General features: G+C 41.3%; 15 protein-coding genes. 13 read left to right on the forward strand and 2 right to left on the reverse strand.

The window, feature by feature from the left end; translation table 11 throughout:
• Positions 1-7: 7 nt before the first annotated feature.
• Positions 8-2,122, reverse strand: coding sequence for a signal recognition particle-docking protein FtsY (gene ftsY / locus C7Y70_RS06385; RefSeq protein ID WP_135473816.1), 2,115 nt, complete (start codon positions 2,120-2,122; stop codon positions 8-10).
• Between the two features lie 197 nt (positions 2,123-2,319).
• Between ftsY and rsmD the strand changes: the two genes are divergently transcribed.
• From rsmD to C7Y70_RS06450, 13 genes are all read left to right on the forward strand, one after another.
• Positions 2,320-2,919: a 16S rRNA (guanine(966)-N(2))-methyltransferase RsmD gene (gene rsmD, locus C7Y70_RS06390; protein ID WP_135473818.1), complete on the forward strand. Its 600-nt coding sequence runs from the start codon at positions 2,320-2,322 to the stop codon at positions 2,917-2,919.
• A gap of 164 nt (positions 2,920-3,083) precedes the next feature.
• Positions 3,084-3,299 (forward strand): 30S ribosomal protein S21, encoded by a 216-nt coding sequence (gene rpsU, locus C7Y70_RS06395; RefSeq protein WP_002957797.1) that lies wholly within the window; start codon positions 3,084-3,086, stop codon positions 3,297-3,299.
• A gap of 20 nt (positions 3,300-3,319) precedes the next feature.
• Positions 3,320-3,766, forward strand: coding sequence for a GatB/YqeY domain-containing protein (locus C7Y70_RS06400; protein ID WP_135473820.1), 447 nt, complete (start codon positions 3,320-3,322; stop codon positions 3,764-3,766).
• A gap of 163 nt (positions 3,767-3,929) precedes the next feature.
• Positions 3,930-5,684, forward strand: coding sequence for a DNA primase (gene dnaG / locus C7Y70_RS06405; protein ID WP_135473822.1), 1,755 nt, complete (start codon positions 3,930-3,932; stop codon positions 5,682-5,684).
• 123 nt (positions 5,685-5,807) lie between these two features.
• Positions 5,808-7,652, forward strand: a complete 1,845-nt coding sequence (gene rpoD / locus C7Y70_RS06410; RefSeq protein WP_099294767.1) for an RNA polymerase sigma factor RpoD — start codon at positions 5,808-5,810, stop codon at positions 7,650-7,652.
• Positions 7,653-7,719: 67 nt separating this feature from the next.
• On the forward strand, positions 7,720-8,604 hold the full coding sequence (gene prmA / locus C7Y70_RS06415) for a 50S ribosomal protein L11 methyltransferase (RefSeq protein WP_099294769.1): 885 nt from the start codon (positions 7,720-7,722) through the stop codon (positions 8,602-8,604).
• Between the two features lie 277 nt (positions 8,605-8,881).
• A complete protein-coding gene (gene dusB / locus C7Y70_RS06420; RefSeq protein ID WP_210114660.1) occupies positions 8,882-9,853 on the forward strand; it encodes a tRNA dihydrouridine synthase DusB in 972 nt (323 codons plus the stop codon).
• A 20-nt stretch (positions 9,854-9,873) separates the two neighbouring features.
• Positions 9,874-10,164 (forward strand): DNA-binding transcriptional regulator Fis, encoded by a 291-nt coding sequence (gene fis / locus C7Y70_RS06425; protein ID WP_002957804.1) that lies wholly within the window; start codon positions 9,874-9,876, stop codon positions 10,162-10,164.
• A 214-nt stretch (positions 10,165-10,378) separates the two neighbouring features.
• Entirely contained in the window at positions 10,379-11,965 is a 1,587-nt protein-coding gene (gene purH / locus C7Y70_RS06430; protein ID WP_135473826.1) for a bifunctional phosphoribosylaminoimidazolecarboxamide formyltransferase/IMP cyclohydrolase, read from the forward strand.
• 108 nt (positions 11,966-12,073) lie between these two features.
• Positions 12,074-12,892 carry a class I SAM-dependent methyltransferase gene (locus C7Y70_RS06435; RefSeq protein ID WP_099294775.1) on the forward strand — a complete coding sequence of 273 codons (819 nt, stop codon included), beginning with the start codon at positions 12,074-12,076 and terminating at the stop codon, positions 12,890-12,892.
• A gap of 18 nt (positions 12,893-12,910) precedes the next feature.
• Complete coding sequence (gene purD, locus C7Y70_RS06440) at positions 12,911-14,194, forward strand: phosphoribosylamine--glycine ligase (protein WP_135473828.1); 1,284 nt, start codon at positions 12,911-12,913, stop codon at positions 14,192-14,194.
• 106 nt (positions 14,195-14,300) lie between these two features.
• Positions 14,301-16,811: an EAL domain-containing protein gene (locus tag C7Y70_RS06445; RefSeq protein ID WP_135473830.1), complete on the forward strand. Its 2,511-nt coding sequence runs from the start codon at positions 14,301-14,303 to the stop codon at positions 16,809-16,811.
• Positions 16,812-16,915: 104 nt separating this feature from the next.
• Positions 16,916-17,725, forward strand: coding sequence for a DUF2797 domain-containing protein (locus C7Y70_RS06450; protein ID WP_099294779.1), 810 nt, complete (start codon positions 16,916-16,918; stop codon positions 17,723-17,725).
• Here C7Y70_RS06450 and C7Y70_RS06455 read toward each other — a convergent pair.
• Positions 17,697-20,216, reverse strand: coding sequence for an EAL domain-containing protein (locus C7Y70_RS06455; RefSeq protein ID WP_135473832.1), 2,520 nt, complete (start codon positions 20,214-20,216; stop codon positions 17,697-17,699). The two genes, C7Y70_RS06450 and C7Y70_RS06455, sit on opposite strands and share 29 nt — an antisense overlap.
• Positions 20,217-20,283 lie beyond the last annotated feature (67 nt).

A 20,283-nucleotide genomic window follows, 5' to 3' on the forward strand; every position in this document is an offset into this window, starting at 1 on the left:
TTTAAATTTACGCTTCGTCCTCGTCTTGGCTAAACAGCGCATCGATAAAGTCGTTACTATTGAATGCTCTTAAATCATCAATACTTTCACCCACACCTATATAGCGGATAGGAATATTAAACTTATCAGCGACCGCGAAGATCACGCCGCCTTTAGCTGTGCCATCTAACTTAGAAAGTGTAATCCCCGTTAAACCAACACACTGATTAAACAGGTTTACTTGACTAATTGCATTTTGACCCGTGCCTGCATCAATCGTTAGCATAACTTCATGCGGCGCATCTGGGTCAATCTTTTTCATTACACGCGCTATTTTTTCAAGCTCTTGCATTAAATTATCTTTATTCTGCAAGCGCCCTGCTGTATCGGCGATTAACACATCAACATTACGTGCCTTGGCCGCTTGGAAGGCATCAAATACCACTGAGGCACTATCCGCACCGGTATGCTGCGCAATCACGGGGATTTCATTACGCTCACCCCATACTTGCAGTTGCTCAACAGCTGCAGCACGGAAGGTATCACCGGCAGCAAGCATCACTGATTTACCTTCGTTTTGGAATTGCTTAGCAAGTTTACCGATTGTGGTGGTTTTACCTACCCCATTAACACCAACCATTAAAATAACAAATGGCTTTTTATCACTCGGAATCTCTAATGGTTGTTCTGCTGTTTTAAGCATTGCGGCCATTTCTTGCTTCATTAACTCATAAAGCGCATCACCGTCTTTTAGCTGCTTGCGATCTGCTGCATCGGTTAAATTATCAATCAGCTTCATGGTGGTATCAACACCTAAATCAGCAGTTAATAATTGTGTTTCTAATTCTTCAAATAGCTCGTCATCAATTTTTTTACCACTAAAAATTGACGCAAAACCAGACCCTATATTTAGCTTGGTTTTAAGTAAGCCTTTTTTAAGACGCGAGAAAAAACCTTCTTTTTTAGGCTTTTCTGCTTTTTTAGCTTCTTCTTTAGCAAGTTCTGCTGTAAGACGTTCTTGCTCTAAGCGTTCTGTCTCAGCTTCTGCAGCAAGTCGCTCTTGATCTAAACGTTCAGCCTCAGCCTTTTCTGCTGCAATGCGCTCTTGCTCTACTCGTGCAGCCTCTGCCTTTTCTGCTGCAAGTCGCTCTTGCTCTACACGCTCAGCTTCCGCCTTTTCTACTGCAATGCGCTCTTGCTCTAAACGCTCAGCCTCCGCCTTTTCTGCAGCAAGTCGCTCTTGCTCTAAACGTTCTGCCTCAGCTTCTGCTGCAATGCGCTCTTGCTCTACACGCTCAGCCTCTGCCTTTTCTGCAGCAAGTCGCTCTTGCTCTAAACGTTCAGCTTCCGCCTTTTCTGCTACAATGCGTTCTTGCTCTACACGTTCAGCTTCCGCCTTTTCTGCTGCAATGCGCTCTTGCTCTACACGTTCAGCTTCCGCCTTTTCCGCAGCAATGCGCTCTTGCTCTAAACGTTCTGCCTCAGCTTCTGCTGCAATGCGCTCTTGCTCTACACGCTCAGCTTTCGCCTTTTCTGCAGCAATGCGTTCTTGCTCTACACGTTCAGCTTCCGCCTTTTCTGCTGTAATGCGTTCTTGCTCTAAACGCTCAGCCTCTGCCTTTTCTGTGGCAATGCGTTGTTGCTCTAATTCTGCATCATGTTGCGATTGTTCTGCGGCTTTGCGTTCAAGTTCCAAACGCATTGCTTCTTCTTGCTGTGCTAAGCGATCTGCTTGCTCACGGCGAACCTGCTCAGCCTTCTCTGTTTCGAGCAACTTTTCGTGTGCTTTTTCAGCAGCAAGTCGTTCTTTCTCTACACGCTCAGCCTCTGCTTTCTCTGCAGCAATGCGTTCTTGCTCTAAACGCTCAGCTTCTGCTTTTTCGGCAGCAAGTTGTTCTTGCTCTAAACGCTCAGCCGCTGCTTTTTCGGCAGCAAGTCGTTCTTGCTCTAAACGCTCAGCCTCTGCTTTTTCTGCAGCAAGTCGTTCTTGCTCTAAACGCTCAGCTTCTGCTTTTTCTGCAGCAAGTCGCTCTTGCTCTGCTAATTGCTTTTGGTTATCAGCATCTGCTGCTTGCTCTGTTTGTTGTTTATTTTCTGATTTGCCAAAACCTAGCCAAGACAGGAATTTACTTTTTTTTGCCATAGTTGCTAATAACCACTTATAAAAATCTGATAAACTAATGCAAATAGTTTTTCTGAACCCGCTTTTAAAGCCATTCATAAAACTATTGTCCAAGATGCTTATGGTAACACTTTTAGCGCAGTTGAAAAATGACGCTCTACCATATGATGACAATATTATCTGAGCCGCGTTCTAGATACCATTTATTAGTGAGTTAAATGAGAAAAAAATTACCACAAAAACAATCAAATAATAAATCTAGCGATGGCTTTATTAGGATCATTAGCGGGCAATTTCGTGGTCGTAAATTACCGGTGAAAAATGTTGAAGGCTTAAGGCCAACGACAGATCGCATTAAAGAAACGCTCTTTAATTGGTTAATGCAAGATACTCGAGATGCTAAAGTTCTCGATTGCTTTGCAGGCTCCGGCGGGCTTGGCTTTGAAGCCCTCTCTAGATTTGCTCACAGCGCTACATTTTTAGAAATGGACAATTCAGCAGCGGCGCAATTAAAAACAAACGCCCAAACGCTCAATTTGAGTAATACAGACATTCATTGCATCGATAGTTTGCAGTATTTAGGTCAAAATACTAATGAACAACAATTTGATTTAGTTTTTGTCGATCCGCCTTTTCGCCTAGGTTTAGCTCAGCCATGCTGTGATTTACTTATAAAAAATAATTGGCTAAGTGAAAATGCGCTTGTTTATATTGAAATTGAAAGCGAATTGAACAATCTCCCAATACCAAATAATTGGCTGTTATTAAAAGAAAAAATTGCCGGCCAAGTACAATGTCGATTATATCAAGTACAGTAAAATTAATAACATAGAATTTATTTTAGTGCGCAGTTAGAACTAGATAATATTTATCCTTTACATGTGGTGTGGCTTCGGATTACAATACCGCACCATTTTTGAACCACTTGATCATTGTTTGATCAACTTGAGCAACGCTCATTATTTAGGTAGGTGAATTTTTAATGCCAGTAATTAAAGTAAGAGAGAACGAACCGTTTGACGTAGCACTTCGTCGCTTCAAGCGTTCATGTGAAAAAGCAGGTATCCTTTCAGAAGTTCGTCGTCGCGAGCACTATGAAAAGCCAACAGCTGAGCGTAAGCGTAAAAAAGCTGCAGCGGTTAAGCGTCACATGAAGAAGCTTTCTCGCGATAACGCACGTCGCGTTAAATTATACTAATAGTATTAGGTCTTGTATAAATGAGCCTTTTAATAACGCTAAAAGATGCGCAAAAAGATGCGATGCGAGCGAAAGACAAAGCACGTCTTAACCCAATTCGTATGGTGCTTGCTGCAATCAAGCAGCGTGAGATTGACGAGCAAATAACACTTGATGATGACGGTATTACCGCAGTCCTAGTGAAGCTTGTTAAACAACGCCGCGATTCTTACACTCAGTACAAAGATGCTGGGCGTGATGATTTAGCTGAAGTTGAAGCCAGTGAAATTAAAGCACTTGAAGAGTTTTTACCTCAACAATTGAGTGAAGACGAAATCATTGCTCTCATTGATGCGGCTATTGCTGATACTAACGCAGCAGGTATGCAAGACATGGGTAAAGTAATGGGTATAATCAAAAGCAAAGCTGAAGGTCGCGCCGATTTAGGCAAGATTTCTGGCTTAATTAAGCAACGATTAACTGCCTAATACGCCCACATACGTAAAGTATGATTAAAGCAAACCGAGCCAAGTGCTCGGTTTCTTCGTTTTTAGCTTTAACAAAAATAGCATTTGTGTTCAAATCTAATTTTGCAGAACTAGAGCTAGTTCGTTCACCTTTTTCTATTTATTTCAGGACTACACTTTACTAATGGCCGGAAAGATCCCACGAAATTTTATTGACGATTTACTCGCCAGAACAGATATTGTCGAGCTTATTGACTCTAAAGTTGGTCTTAAAAAAGCCGGTAAAGATTACCAAGCGTGCTGCCCTTTTCATAACGAAAAATCGCCTTCGTTTACTGTTTCACAAGATAAACAGTTTTACCATTGCTTTGGTTGTGGGGCTAATGGCAACGCAATTTCTTTTGTAATGGAATACGATAAACTTGAATTTGTTGATGCAATTGAAGAACTTGCTAGCTTATTAAATCTAGATGTGCCACGTGAACAAGGTAACACCAGCTCAGGCCCACAAAGAACCGCAGAGCAAAAACGTTCTGATTACGACTTAATGCTACACGCCGCCCGCTTTTATCAGCATCAATTAAAACACCACGCAAATTCAGCTGATGTTATTGAGTATGTAAAAGGTCGTGGCTTAAGTGGTGAAACCGTTAAAAAGTTTATGATTGGCTATGCTCCGAGTGAGTGGGAAGGCTTGTGCCAACAGCTTGGTCGTAATAAAGAGCAAAAAGAGCAGCTTGTAGAGTTAAAGCTCGCTTCGGAGAAAACCCCCGGCAGGCAGTTTGATTTTTTCCGTGACCGTTTAATGTTTCCAATTCGTGATAAACGGGGTCGTGTTATCGCGTTTGGTGGTCGGGTTATGCAATCAGACCAAGGGCCCAAATACCTAAACTCTCCAGAGACCCGCATTTTTCATAAAGGCTTTGAGTTATATGGGCTTTATGAGGCAAAGCAAGCACACAAAAAGCTTGAGCATGTCCTTATTGTTGAAGGTTATATGGACGTGGTCGCATTGAGCGAGCAAGGCATTGAATACGCAGTCGCAGCACTTGGCACCGCAACAACAGCTGAGCACATGCATACTTTGTTCAGAACCACAGACAAGGTAATTTGCTGTTACGATGGTGACCGTGCAGGTCGTGATGCTGCTTGGCGCGCACTTGAAAATGCGTTGCCTTATTTAAGTGATGGTAAAGCACTGCAATTTGTATTTTTACCTGATGGCGAAGACCCTGATTCACTAGTACAACAAGAAGGCAAAGACACGTTCGAACAACGTTTAGCCCACGCTGATGATTTCACTCAAGTGTTGTTTAACAAACTCAGTCAGGAAATTGACTTAACTAGTGATGCTGGTAAAGCAAAATTACTCAGCGCGGTGCTTCCTTTAATAGAAAAAATTCCTAGTGAGTTTTATCAGGAAAATTTACTTGAGCAACTAGGGCGATTAATTGGCCGTACAAAAGAGCAGCTAAATGGCCGTTTAAAAACCCCCAAACAACAGCATTCAATTGAGCGTAAATTTAAAATAACGCCAATGCGTCGTGCTATTGGTTTGCTAGTGCAGCATCCGAGTTTAGCAAATGCAGTGCCTTACTTACCTGATCTTGCTCAAATGAATATCGCAGGTATTGCCCTGTTAATAAAGTTACAGCACTACGCGTTAGAAAAAGGCACAATTACTACCGCTCAATTACTTGAGGCGTTTAGAGAAAGCCCAGAGTATGAAGCACTGATTAAATTAGCGACGTGGCGTCATGAAATAAATGACGACCGCTTAGAAGATGAATTTAAAAATACTTTTAAATTTATTGAAGATCAGTGTTTAAATTATCGACTCGAGACCCTATTAATAAAGGACAAGACACAAGGATTAAACAGCGATGAGCGACTCGAGTGTCATTTATTAACTCAAGCGCTAAAAGGAACTAACAGCTAGTCAAAATTGATAAATGCTGTTATACTGTGCTATTCACTGCGTCAAATAATACTTAGTTTAGCTTATTTATAAGCAAGCTGGCGCCTGTTGTATCAACTTATCAGAGTGGAAGAAACAATCTCTATGGATCCAACTCCTCAGTCACAATTAAAACTTCTGATTCAAAAAGGTAAAGAGCAAGGTTATTTAACTTTTGCAGAAGTTAATGATCACCTTCCACAAGATATTATCGATTCAGATCAAGTAGAAGATATCATTAGCATGATCAATGATATGGGTATCAAGGTTAGCGAAAACGCGCCTGATGCCGATGAATTGATGATGCAAGAAACCACGACAGATGAAGACGCAGCAGAAGCCGCAGCCGCTGCGCTTGCTACTGTAGATAAAGAAATCGGCCGTACTACGGACCCGGTTCGTATGTACATGCGTGAAATGGGCACAGTTGAACTACTGACCCGTGAAGGCGAAATTGTCATCGCTAAGCGTATTGAAGAAGGCATCAACCAAGTTCAGATCTCGGTTGCTGAATACCCTGAAGCAATTACTTATCTTCTTGAGCAATGGGATAAATTCGAAGCTGAAGAAATGCGCTTAAGCGACATTATCTCTGGTTTCTTTGATCCTAATGAAGATGAAACGCAAATTTCTGCAACACATATCGGTTCTGAATTAAGCGAAAAAGAGCTTGATGAAGAAGATAAAGATGATTCAGAAAGTGATGATGATGAAGACGAAGAAGAAGTTGATACTGGCCCAGATCCTGAAGAAGCCCGTGTTCACTTTGAAAACCTTCGCGATCTGTATAACAAAGCACGCGATACTTTTGATAAAAAAGGCCGCTCTCACCCTGATTCAAAAGCCGCTATTTTTGAAATCGGTGAGCTATTCAGAACATTTAAACTAGTACCTAAACAGTTTGATCGCATGGTTAACAACATGCGTGAAATGATGGACAGAGTTCGTATTCAAGAACGTCTTATCATGAAACAAGCGGTACAATTTGCAAAGTTACCAAAGAAAACCTTTGTTAAGCATTTTGCAAATAACGAAACAGATTCATCGTGGCTTGACTTAGAAATTGCCGCTAACGAAAAGCATTCAGCTAAACTTGAAGAAGTGAAGCCTGAAATAATACGCTGCATTAATAAGCTAAGTGCTATCGAAGAAAGCACTGGTTTGAGCATTGAACGTATTAAAGACATCAACCGTCGTATGAGTATTGGTGAAGCTAAGGCTCGTCGTGCGAAAAAAGAAATGGTTGAAGCAAACTTACGTCTTGTTATCTCGATTGCGAAAAAGTACACCAACCGTGGTTTACAATTCTTGGACTTAATCCAAGAAGGTAATATTGGTCTAATGAAAGCCGTTGATAAGTTTGAATATCGCCGTGGTTATAAGTTCTCAACTTATGCTACGTGGTGGATCCGTCAAGCCATTACCCGCTCGATTGCTGACCAAGCACGTACTATCCGTATTCCGGTACATATGATTGAAACGATCAATAAATTGAATCGTATTTCACGTCAAATGTTGCAAGAGATGGGTCGTGAGCCAAACCCAGAAGAATTAGCTGAACGTATGTTAATGCCTGAGGATAAAATCCGTAAGGTACTTAAAATCGCGAAAGAGCCAATTTCAATGGAAACGCCTATCGGTGATGATGAAGATTCGCACTTAGGTGACTTTATCGAAGATACTACTATTGACTCGCCAATCGATTCGGCAACAATGGAGTCTCTTCGTGGTGCTACCAACGATGTACTTGCAGGCTTAACAGCCCGTGAAGCTAAAGTATTACGTATGCGTTTTGGTATCGATATGAATACCGACCATACTCTAGAAGAAGTAGGTAAACAGTTTGACGTAACACGTGAACGTATTCGTCAAATCGAAGCGAAGGCACTGCGTAAACTACGCCACCCTTCTCGCTCTGATTTACTTAAGAGCTTCTTAGACGCTAAATAATTAGCTGCTAACAAACATAATTAAAAGGCCGCTGTAGCGGCCTTTTTTCTATTTCAAGGAAATAATCATGGCTTGGATCCAAATCCGTATCAATGCTAATGCCGCAACCGCTGATGCTGTCAGTGACTTATTAATGGAAGCTGGAAGCGCGTCTGTTACTTTCATTGATGCTAAAGATACGCCTATCTATGAGCCTAAAATTGGCACTGTCGAGTTTTGGGCTGATACCACTGTTATTGGTCTGTTCGAGGCTAATCACGATATGAATGCGGTTATTGAGCTATTAAAACGCCATGACGAGATAAGAGACTCGTTGGTTTATAAAGTAGAACAACTAGAAGATAAAGACTGGGAACGTGAATGGATGGACAACTTCCACCCAATTCAGTTTGGCGAAAAGCTCTGGATTTGCCCAAGCTGGCGCGATATTCCAGACCCTGATGCCGTAAATGTATTACTCGACCCTGGCCTTGCCTTTGGCACAGGCACGCATGCCACTACCGCATTGTGTTTAAAATGGCTTGAAAGCCAAGACTTAACAGGTAAAACCGTCGTCGACTTTGGTTGTGGCTCAGGTATTTTAGGCATTGCAGCTATAAAATTGGGTGCTGAGCGTATGATAGGCATTGATATCGACCCACAAGCATTAGAAGCGAGCCTCGATAATGCACAGCGTAACGGTGTAGCCGACAAGCTTGAAGTTTACCTACCAGAAAATCAGCCTGAATTTACAGCAGATATAGTGGTAGCAAACATTTTAGCCGCGCCATTACGTGAACTTCACAGTGTCATTTTAGGCTTGTTAAAACCAGGTGGTAAAATAGCGATGTCAGGCATTTTAGAAGAGCAGGCACAGTCAGTTGCTGACGTTTATGCGCCATTTATTGCCCTTGATGAAATTGCTGTTGAGGGTGAATGGACTCGAGTCAGCGGTGAAAAAAACGCTATCTAATCGCGTTTTATTTATTAAAGAGTTAACTCTAAATACGTTTGTAAAGCCTGTAATTAACAGGCTTTACCTATTATTTACACGCATACTTTGAAAACAAAATAGCCCCTTTGTTTTTGTTTTGCTTAATTAACAAACAAATCAACCCAGCCTTCAAACTGTTATCAAAAGTCAATACGAAAAAGTCAAAAAAAAGTCACTTTTGTTCAATTTATAGCCTTTGTTTTTTAGTAAAAACACCGTAAACTTAGCGCCCCTTGAAAAGAGGCCTTTGAATATCGTGCGTATCGGTTCATACCAACTTGAGAATAATGTTATTGTCGCGCCAATGGCGGGCATAACCGACAGACCATTTAGACAGCTTTGCCGACGCTTAGGTGCAGGGCTTGCTGTGTCTGAAATGCTGTCGTCAAATCCAAAGGTATGGAAAACCGAAAAATCGATGAACCGTATGGATCACAGCGGTGAATCAGGAATACGCGCAGTGCAAATAGCAGGAGCTGATCCTGAGCTTATGGCCCAGGCTGCACAATTCAATGTCAGCAATGGTGCACAGATCATAGATATAAATATGGGGTGCCCTGCAAAGAAAGTGAACAAGAAGCTCGCAGGCTCAGCCTTATTACAGTTTCCTGATTTAGTGGAAGAGATCGTCGACGCCGTGGTTAACGCTGTTGATGTACCTGTAACATTAAAAATCCGTACAGGATGGGATCAGGATAACCGTAACGGTGTTGAGATTGCGAGAATAGCTGAACGCTATGGTATTGCTTCATTAGCCGTACATGGGCGCACGCGTGCATGTATGTATAAAGGTGAAGCAGAATACGCCACAATCAGGGATATAAAGCGTTCAGTGTCGATACCTGTGGTTGCTAATGGTGATATTACATCACCAGAAAAAGCAAAGCAGGTTTTGGACTATACGGGTGCAGATGCCATTATGATTGGTCGAGCCGCCCAAGGTCGCCCTTGGATATTTAGGGAGATAGACCACTTTTTGCGAACCGGAGAACATTTACCCACACCTGAGATTTCAGAAGTGCGGGGTATTTTGATGGAACACTTAGTGAACCTTCATACGTTTTACGGGGAACCAATGGGAGCGCGCATAGCTCGCAAACATGTATCTTGGTATTTGCAAACCCATGACAGTGACGGTCAGTTTAGGCGAGTATTTAATGCTCTCGATAATCCACAGGCACAAATCGAGACATTAGAGCAATACTTTAAAACACTAGCAGCTAACTAAGAAAGAAAGAGATATATACAATGTTCGAACAAAACGTGACTTCTCCATTTATTACTAACCCTCATGTTCAGTCACACGAGAAACCGCAGCCATTACGCGATGCAGTGAAAAAAGCTGTTCATCATTATTTAAAACAGCTTAACGGTCAAGATGTGCAAGACGTTTACGACCTTGTTCTTTCTGAGCTAGAAGCACCATTACTTGAAGAAGTAATGACTTACACTCGTGGCAACCAAACACGTGCGGCAATCTTACTAGGTATCAACCGTGGTACTTTACGTAAGAAGCTTAAGAAATACGGCATGAACTAATATCAGTTATAACTGGTATAAAAAATAAAAATTTAAAATAACCATGTTATTTTAAATGAAAAAGCACCTTCGGGTGCTTTTTTTATATCTTTAAAAACTCTCAAAAAGTGCCTAATTGCAAAATCCTCACCCTTTAAATATCGTTTTTTAAGCGATATTCAGTTAAAATAACGCCTTTCTAAGCTAGCTCAAACACTGAGGTAATCAAACTACAATGGATACACATCGTCCAATTCGTCGCGCACTACTAAGTGTGTCAGATAAAACCGGTATCGTTGAATTTGCTCGTGCACTTGAATCACAAGGTGTCGAACTTTTATCAACTGGCGGTACTTGTAAATTACTTGCTGATAACGGCATTAAAGTCACTGAAGTATCTGACCACACAGGTCACCCTGAGATCATGGATGGTCGCGTAAAAACTCTTCATCCAAAAATTCATGGCGGCATCTTAGCGCGTCGTGGACAAGATGAAGACGTAATGGCAGATAACAACATCTCTGCTATCGATATTGTTGTAGTTAACTTATACCCCTTTGCGAATACAGTCGCTCAAGAGAACTGCAGCCTTGAAGATGCTATTGAAAACATCGATATCGGTGGTCCAACTATGGTGCGTGCTGCGGCTAAAAACCACAAAGACGTGACTATTGTAGTAAATGCAAAAGATTACGACCGCGTGATCAGCGAAATGCAAAGCAACGATGGTTCAACGTCATACAAAACGCGTTTTGATCTTGCGATTGCTGCTTACGAGCACACCGCACAGTACGATGGCATGATTGCTAACTACTTCGGTAAAATGGTTGCTGACTACACTGATGAAGCGGCTGAGGAAACTAAATTCCCACGTACAATCAATATGCAGTTCACTAAAAAGCAAGATATGCGCTACGGTGAAAACTCTCACCAAGACGCCGCTTTCTATGTTGAGAACGACGTACAAGAAGCCTCTGTTGCAACTGCGGTACAACTTCAAGGTAAAGCATTATCGTTTAACAATATTGCTGACACTGACGCAGCACTTGAATGTGTTAAAGAGTTTGACGTACCTGCCTGTGTTATCGTAAAACATGCAAACCCTTGTGGCGTATCAATCGGTGAAAACATTCTTGAAGCGTATGACCGTGCTTTCAAAACTGACCCTACATCGGCATTTGGTGGCATTATTGCCTTTAACCAAGAGCTTGATGCCCAGACTGCAGAAGCCATTGTTGCTCGCCAATTTGTTGAAGTGATCATTGCACCTAAGGTATCTGAAGCAGCTGCACAAATCGTATCTGCAAAGCAAAATGTGCGTTTATTAGAATGTGGTGAGTTTTCTGCTAAAGGCACAAGCCATGACATCAAGCGTGTTAACGGTGGTGTATTAATTCAAGACCGTGATTTAGGTATGGTAACGCAAGGCGACTTAAAAGTTGTGTCTAAACGCCAACCTACTGAGCAAGAGCTTAAAGACTTATTATTCTGCTGGAAAGTGGCTAAGTTTGTTAAGTCAAACGCGATTGTTTATGCCCGTGACGGTATGACAATTGGTGTAGGCGCAGGCCAAATGAGCCGCGTTTATTCAGCTAAAATAGCGGGTATTAAAGCCGCTGACGAAAACCTTGAAGTGAAAGGTTCAGTTATGGCATCTGATGCGTTCTTCCCATTCCGTGATGGTATAGATGCAGCTGCAGAAGCTGGCATTACAGCGGTCATACAACCAGGTGGCTCAATGCGCGATGAAGAAGTTATCGCGGCAGCTGATGAAGCTGGCATGGCAATGGTGTTTACTGGTATGCGTCACTTCCGCCACTAATCACGCAAAGAGCTAACTGATACAGTTAGCTCTTTTTGTTTGCACTAAATTCACGTATTCTGCTTATTCTATAACCTCTTGTAAAATTATAATATGAAGGAACAGACGATGAAATTTGCACTAAAATCTCTATTGGTTGCTACGTTAGCAGTCAGCTCAACAGTAGCTCTTGCACATAACCACAGCGCCGATTCGGCACTGCAAAAAGCAGTCGAATCAACTGAGCGCAACAATGAGCGTGACCAGTATCGTAATCCTGTACAAACATTGGATTTTTTTGGTTTTAAACCAACTATGACCGTGGTTGAAATTGCCCCTGGTGGCGGTTGGTACAGTGACATTTTAGCGCCTGCATTAAAAGAGCAAGGTACTTACTATGCTGCTCACTTTCCTGCAGATTCATCAGTTGGTTACTATCAACGTTCACTAGCGAGCTTTAAAAAGAAAATCGCTGAAGATAAACGATATAGCCAAGTAAAGGTGACAGAGTTTGCTCCACTAACACATTTAGATATCGCTCCAGCAAACAGCGCTGATATGGTATTAACCTTTCGCAACGTGCATAACTGGTATATGAGCAAAGAAAAAGACGCGGCATTAAGTGCCTTTAAGTCTTTTTTCTCAGCATTAAAACCAGGCGGAACGCTAGGTGTGGTAGAGCATCGCTTACCAGAAAGTAGCGCTGATGAAATGCAAAAGTCGTCAGGTTATATGAAGCAAAGTGTTGTTATTGCACTTGCTAAACAAGCAGGTTTTGAACTTGAAGCAAGCAGTGAAATTAATGCAAACCCTCTTGATACAGCTGATCACCCTAAAGGGGTATGGACTCTCCCACCTCGCTTAGCGCTTGATGAAAAAGACGCAGCTAAATATAAAGCGATTGGTGAAAGTGACCGTATGACGCTGAAATTTAAAAAACCGCTTTAATAGATAGGATAATTCGCCATGAATGTATTAGTCATTGGCAGCGGCGGCCGCGAACACGCACTTGCGTTTAAGGCCGCTCAAAACACAAAAGTAACCACTGTATTCGTTGCCCCTGGTAATGCAGGTACAGCCCATGAGCCTAAGCTTGAGAACGTTGCCATTAACGTTGAAGACTTAGACGGCCTACTTAACTTTGCAAAGCAAAACAATGTTGGCCTCACTATCGTGGGCCCTGAAGTACCACTGGTACTGGGTGTAGTAGATAAATTCCGCGAGCACGGCTTAGCAATATTCGGCCCAACAGCCGGGGCTGCTCAGCTGGAAGGCTCTAAATCGTTTACTAAAGACTTTTTAGCACGCCACAATATTCCAACTGCGGATTACCAAACGTTTGAACAAATCGACCCTGCCCTTGCCTATTTAAAAGAAAAAGGTGCGCCGATTGTTATAAAAGCAGACGGTTTAGCAGCAGGTAAAGGCGTTATTGTTGCAATGACTGAAGCTGATGCCGAGGATGCTATTCGTGACATGCTGGCAGGAAACGCTTTTGGTGAAGCGGGCAGTCGCGTTGTGATTGAAGAGTTTTTAGAGGGTGAAGAAGCCTCTTTCATCGTTATGGTTGATGGCGAAAACGTACTACCGTTTGCTACTAGCCAAGATCATAAACGTGCCTACAATGGCGATAAAGGTCCAAACACAGGTGGCATGGGTGCATACTCACCAGCCCCAGTTGTAACTGACGAAATCCATCAGCGCATTATGGATGAAGTTATCAACCCAACAGTTGCAGGTATGGCTAGTGAAGGCCACCCTTATACAGGATTCCTATACGCAGGTTTGATGATCGACAGCGACGGCACACCGAAAGTTATTGAGTATAACTGTCGTTTTGGCGACCCTGAGACACAACCTATGATGCTACGCTTACAATCAGACTTGGTCGAATTGATTGAAGCTGCTAACCGTGTAGAACTTGATAAAACAACCATTGAGTTTGATTCACGCGCAGCTGTAGGTGTGGTATTAGCTGCTAAAGGCTACCCTGATAGCTACCCGAAAGGTGACTCAATCAATGGCCTAAAAGTAAGCTACCCTGAAGGCGAAAAAGTATTTCACGCAGGAACTAAGCAAGACGGCGATAACGTTGTGACTGCTGGCGGGCGCGTGTTATGTGCAACGGCACTTGGTAACACTGTTACAGAAGCACAACAGCGTGCCTATAAACTGGTTGAGGAAATTAACTGGGAAGGCATGGAGTACCGTACCGATATTGCTTATCGTGCAATTGCACGCGAGCAATAAGCCATACTTTATTGTTGTAAAATTTAATATAAAGCGCAGTTCACTGCGCTTTTTCTTTTTAGAAAGGTGCTACACTTACTGGACGATTCGCAAAAGACGACAAACATTGAAAAATAATTACTTACGTTATCACTTTATTGCTGTTTTAATATTAGTACTGTTATTTTATGTTATTGCAAATTTTGCAAGCAATCTCGCGAACCCCACTAAATACACAATTGATAAAACAACCCCAATCTATTTAAAGCACAGCTATTTAATCGACGACACCAAAAAACTGCCTAATGAGACTGTATTGAACAGCCTCCATACTTTTATTAATAAGCCATTTGAGACAATAAACTGGAACTTCACCCCCCGCAATTATTGGCTACAAATAAAACTCGATAACCGCAGCCATAAAGACGAAAGCGTTGTTGCTCACTTTGATAACCCGATGATAGATCACTTAACGGTGTATCACTTAGATGAGAACAATGAGGTAGTTACACAGACTCAGCTTGGTGATTTAAAAGAGGGGTTAACTCTTTTCCAATATAGCGTGCCTCATATTTATTTGGACATTCCTTCAAATACTAGCCACAGCTTGTTAGTTAAGATAGACACAACAGGTATCAGTAAAACGCCTATTAACTTGTATTCAGAGCTGGACTTTCAAAGTTTAAACCGCTCACAAGCAACAATTTGGGGTATCTTTGTTGGCGTACTTATTATGGCAGCGCTCTACAACCTAGTACTCTTTTTTGGTATTAGGGACCGTGTATACCTGATTTACATTGGCTACATTATCAGCGCCATAATTTTAATGGGCGCAGTACTTGGGTTTGGGTTTTACCTCTGGCCTGTTAGCTGGCAGCTATTTTTTCAAAAATATATTATCGTTAGCAATTACGCTATCTCTATTTTCACGCTCGCATTTTGCACCATGTTCTTGCGGTATCACAAAGAACGCTGCTGGCGCTTTAAGGCCAGCATCGGCTTAATGGTCATTATGTTTATTTTGGCCTTAGCCTCCTTTTTTATTGTTGAAAATATCGCGGCGAGGATCTTTTTTTCCACCATGGTGCTGTTATACATTATCTGCATCATTATGATTTACAACAAACTTCGCAGTGGTTTTAGATGGGCTAAGTTTTATGTTATTTCATGGATACCACTTATTATTGGCGCTGCAATTCAGCCTTTAGAATTAACCGATGTATTGCCATACAGTTTTGCTATTCGCCATGCATTTTTAGTAGCTATTTTATGTGAAGTTATTTTAATGGCTATGGCACTGGCTGATCGTGTGCGCTACCAGCGTGAGCGTGCGCTTTACCACGCAACCCATACACAACAAACGAAATTACTTAATAGCGCAATGTTAAAGCAAGCCTATATGGGCCTTGAACAAGCACAGCGAAAAAACACCCTATGTTTAATTAAAATTCGCTACTTTCACTCATTGCATACTTTGCTGACCCCCACGCAAAGTAATAACTTAATTATTAAAGTGGCTCAATCTCTGGAGCTACAGCTTACTGGTGAGCGCCAATTTTCATTTTTAGATTCAACATTAGATAGCCACTCTAAGTTAGCTGACTTAGGAACGGGTATTTTTGCCTGCATTTCAACAAAAACACAAAGTGCAGAAGAGTTGTCATTATGCTTAGCTAAAATTGTTAAGGGGTTACCTAAACAATATGAAATACAAGGATTAAGTTTGCAATTAAAGTATGCTGCCGCTATTAGCTTTTCATTAGATAGTGATAACTTTGAGGCATGCTTGCAACGCGGTTACGTCACGCTAAAGCAAGCTAAAAGCAGCCTCACAAGCATTAGTGATTCACAGCAAAAGACTAGTCAATTTATGGATATAGAGCTTGCCGCAAAACTGCAAGCCGCCATTAAAAATGACAGCCTTGCTTTATATCACCAAGCACAAATAGATCTCAGCACTAAGCGCATTGTTGGCAGCGAAGTTTTACTACGCTGGCCAACTCCTGAGTGCCGTTATTTAAATATTGAAGAACTCATACAACTTGCAGAAAGAACAGGGCTTATCAACGAGCTAACTTTATGGGTATTAGAAAAAAGTTGCCGCGATTTGCAAATACTTAATAAACAAGGCTTCACTGAGCACACCGTGAGTATTAACTTAAGTGCCAAAAATTTGAGCATTAACAAGTTAGCGGAAAAAGTTGAGAATATATTGCTTAAATACAATATACCCGCAAAACAAATTAAGTTTGAACTTACGGAATCTGCATTAGTGAAAAACCAAGAAAAAATGCAGCATCTAATATCTCAATTTCATGAGCAAGGTATACACGTTATACTTGATGATTTTGGCACAGGCTATGCTTCGTTAACCTATCTATTGCACTATACATTTTCTAACTTGAAAATTGATCGCTCCTTTGTCAGTAACTTAGAGAGTAACGCATCCCATAAAGTAATTGTAAAAACAGCCATTGATATGGCGCATAATTTAGGGATCACGGTAACAGCTGAAGGCGTTGAGGATGAGCATACTCACAATGCCCTAAAAGCAATGGGAGCTGATTTTACTCAAGGTTATTATTACTCTAGACCGATTCCATTCGATGAGTACCTTAATTTCTTAAACGAGCAGTAATAAAGACACACCTTACTCTGGCCTATGCATAATCGCTTATAGCTACCACATACAGCAGTATTTTTGGTACCATCCCTTTTTTAAACATCTTTAGGGGCGTAAAGATGCAAGGCACACTCAAAAAGCTAAAATCTTCTCTGACACAGCCAATCCAATATCACCTTCCTGTTGGTGATGAATTGATTGATTTGAATGCTTATATTGGTAAGCAACTTACACTCACGTTTAGTGGCACGATTTTATGCTCTAGCTGCGGTAAAAAGACCAAAAAAAGCTACTCGCAAGGCCATTGCTTTGTTTGCATGCGTAAGCTTGCCAGCTGTGATATGTGTATCATGAAACCTGAAACTTGCCATTATGATCAAGGTACCTGCCGCGAACCACAGTGGGGCGAAGAAAATTGCATGATCCCACATTATGTTTACTTAGCTAATACGTCAGGGCTTAAAGTGGGTATCACTCGCCATACACAAATCCCTACACGCTGGGTTGACCAAGGTGCAACGCAAGCATTGCCTATTTTTAAAGTACAGACACGCTTACAATCTGGTTTAGTTGAAGTTGCACTCGCGCAGTTTATTGCTGATAAAACCAATTGGCGCAATATGCTCAAAGGTCAAAGTGAAGTGCTTGATTTGAAAGCCTCTGCTGCTGAATTAATACCGCAAATTGCAGATAAGCTTAATGAGCTTGCCGAGCTATTTGGTGCAACAGCCATTGAACAACTTGACGAAGACGTAGTTGATTTAACGTTTCCAGTGACTGAATACCCAACTAAAATTAGTTCGTTTAATTTTGATAAAGAGCCTGTTGTAAGCGGTATTTTGCAAGGAATTAAAGGCCAATACCTCATTTTTGATAAGGGCGTTATTAATATCCGTAAATTTACGTCTTATGAAGTAACGGTTGAGTAAACTGCGAATAAAACGCTAACCATTGCCGCTGCGCTAACGGGCGGCAATAGTGATATCCTTGAATAACATCACAGCCTAAACTTAATAAATACGTTTGCTGTGTTAGCTTCTCTACACCTTCGGCAATTACCGTTAAGTTTAAATTTTTTGCCAATGAGACAATTGCTGCCACTATTTCGCTATTGCCATATTCATCGGGTACTTTTGCAATAAAACTGGCATCAATTTTCAAGGCATCAAACGGCAGTTTCGTTAAGTAACTTAATGCCGAATACCCCGTTCCAAAATCATCTAAAGCTATATTAACTCCGAGCGCCTTTACTTTGTTTAGCTCTTTCTTAGCTTGTGTGAACGAACTAATAAAACTGCTCTCTGTGAGTTCAATCTCAAGTAAGCGACCTGATAGCGTGTATTTAGTTAGCATGGCTTCAATACTACTCGCCAATTTCCCCTGACTTAAATGGCATGCGGAAATATTAATAGCCAATCGACCCGCATTGATACCCAAAGCTTGCCACTGTTCAAGGTGTTTTCCTGCTTGCTCTATGACCCATAAATCAAGTTGCACAATTAACCCGAGTTCTTCTGCTAATGGGATAAAATGCGCTGGGGAAATAACACCGAGTGCAGGGTCGTGCCATCGCAATAACGCCTCAACGCCCTGAACTTCTTTACTGTGTAGGTTTAGTTTAGGTTGAAAGTAGAGTTCAAATTCATCATTTTCTAAAGCAAATTGAAAGCGGCTCATCATTGCCAGTCGTTCAAGTGAGCGTGCGTTCATAGATGATTTAAATAACTGAAAAGAATTACGGCCCTGATCTTTTGAACGGTACATCGCAATATCAGCATGCTTTAACAGTGTTTCGCTGTCTTGACCGTCCTCAGGGTAAACAGCGGCCCCTAAAGAGGCTGTGATCCTCACATCAGTTCCCTCTAACATGAATGAGGCTTCTAAATTTTTTAGAATGCTATTAGCCAGTTTGCTGACAGATTCGAAACTTTCAACATTAAACAATACGACAAACTCATCTCCTCCCAAACGAGCGAGGGTGTCACCTTCATCAAGTAATTGCTCAATACGCTTAGCAACTAATTGAAGTAAATGGTCGCCCGCGCCATGTCCTAGCGTGTCGTTAATTTCTTTGAATCTGTCTAAATCAATAAACATGACAGCAAGCATTGTATTATCGCGGTGGGCACTTGCCAGCGCCATATTTAGCCTATCATTAAACAAGCGCCTGTTAGGTAGTCCTGTCAGTTCATCAAAATAAGCTAATTGGACTATTTTTTCCTCTGCGCATTTACGCTCTGTAATATCACTAAAAATAGCGGCATATAACTTTTCGCTATTATGCGGCTCTTTAATTTCAATAATCGTCAGCCACTCAACATATAATTCGCCATTTTTTTTACGATTACAAATTTCCCCTTGCCACACACCATGCTCTTCAATTTGCTGCCACATTTGTTTATAAAAATTATGATTGTGTCGACCTGAGCTTAATAGGCTGGGATTTTTCCCTATAACTTCAAACTCTTTATAACCTGTTAATTCAGTAAACGCTGGATTTACTTGAATAATCTCACCTTTTTGCGAGGTGATCATGATGCCATCTAACGAGCAATCAATAATTTTGTTGGCTAGAAATAGGTTACGCTGTGAATGTTGTAATGCTACATCTCGTTGTTGCAGTACTTTTTCAAGCTCACAACAATACGCACTTTCAATTTCATTAATCAAATGCTCCAGTGACAATACACCTTCAATAACGCCTTCTTCGATAACAATTAGATGCCGAACATGGTTATGAGACATCAAACGGTATGCATCAAATAAGCTTTGCGATGGGCTAATATGATGAACAGATCGATTAACAAAGTCCCAGCATAAACCATCGCCACAGCTATCAAGGATTAAGTTCAACAAATCACGCTGAGTGATAATACCGTGCTCTTGTAAATGCTCGTTATAAACAAGGATTGCCTTATCATTGCGTTGGCGCATTTTAGCAATCGCATCAGTTACAACCATATCGCTTGGTACAATCAAAATATTTTTATTGTATTGATCGTTAATTGTTCTAAATTGTAAGTAATGATCCAGCCCTTGATTGCGTACAATATCACTGATACTTAATACACCACATGGCAAGTGATTCTCATCAGTCACTAATAAGTGCCGTACACTATTTTGATGAAAAATAAGCGCTGCATCACTCAAAAGCTGCTTACTAGAAACGTTTAAAACAGGTGATGACATAACCTGCCCAATAACAATGTTTTTTACAGACTGATTAGTGAAGTCGAGCTTCATACAATCTGATTCTGTCCAAACCCCAACAATACCTTGCTGCCCTCTTACAAACACAGCGCTAACATTATGTGCTCGCATAAGTTTGACCGCTTCTATAAGCCTAGTATCTTTTGTGCAAGCAATAACCTTGTTAGTATATACATCATGAACTTTTTGATAGCGGCTGTTTTGGGGCATAATAGAGTTCTTTGCAGTGAAAGGTCTAAAGTATAAATAGCCTCAGTAAAAACAACTTGATTTAGGA

Origin of the sequence: Pseudoalteromonas sp. KS88, from assembly GCF_004766475.1 — a bacterium.
Taxonomy (GTDB): Bacteria; Pseudomonadota; Gammaproteobacteria; order Enterobacterales; family Alteromonadaceae; genus Pseudoalteromonas.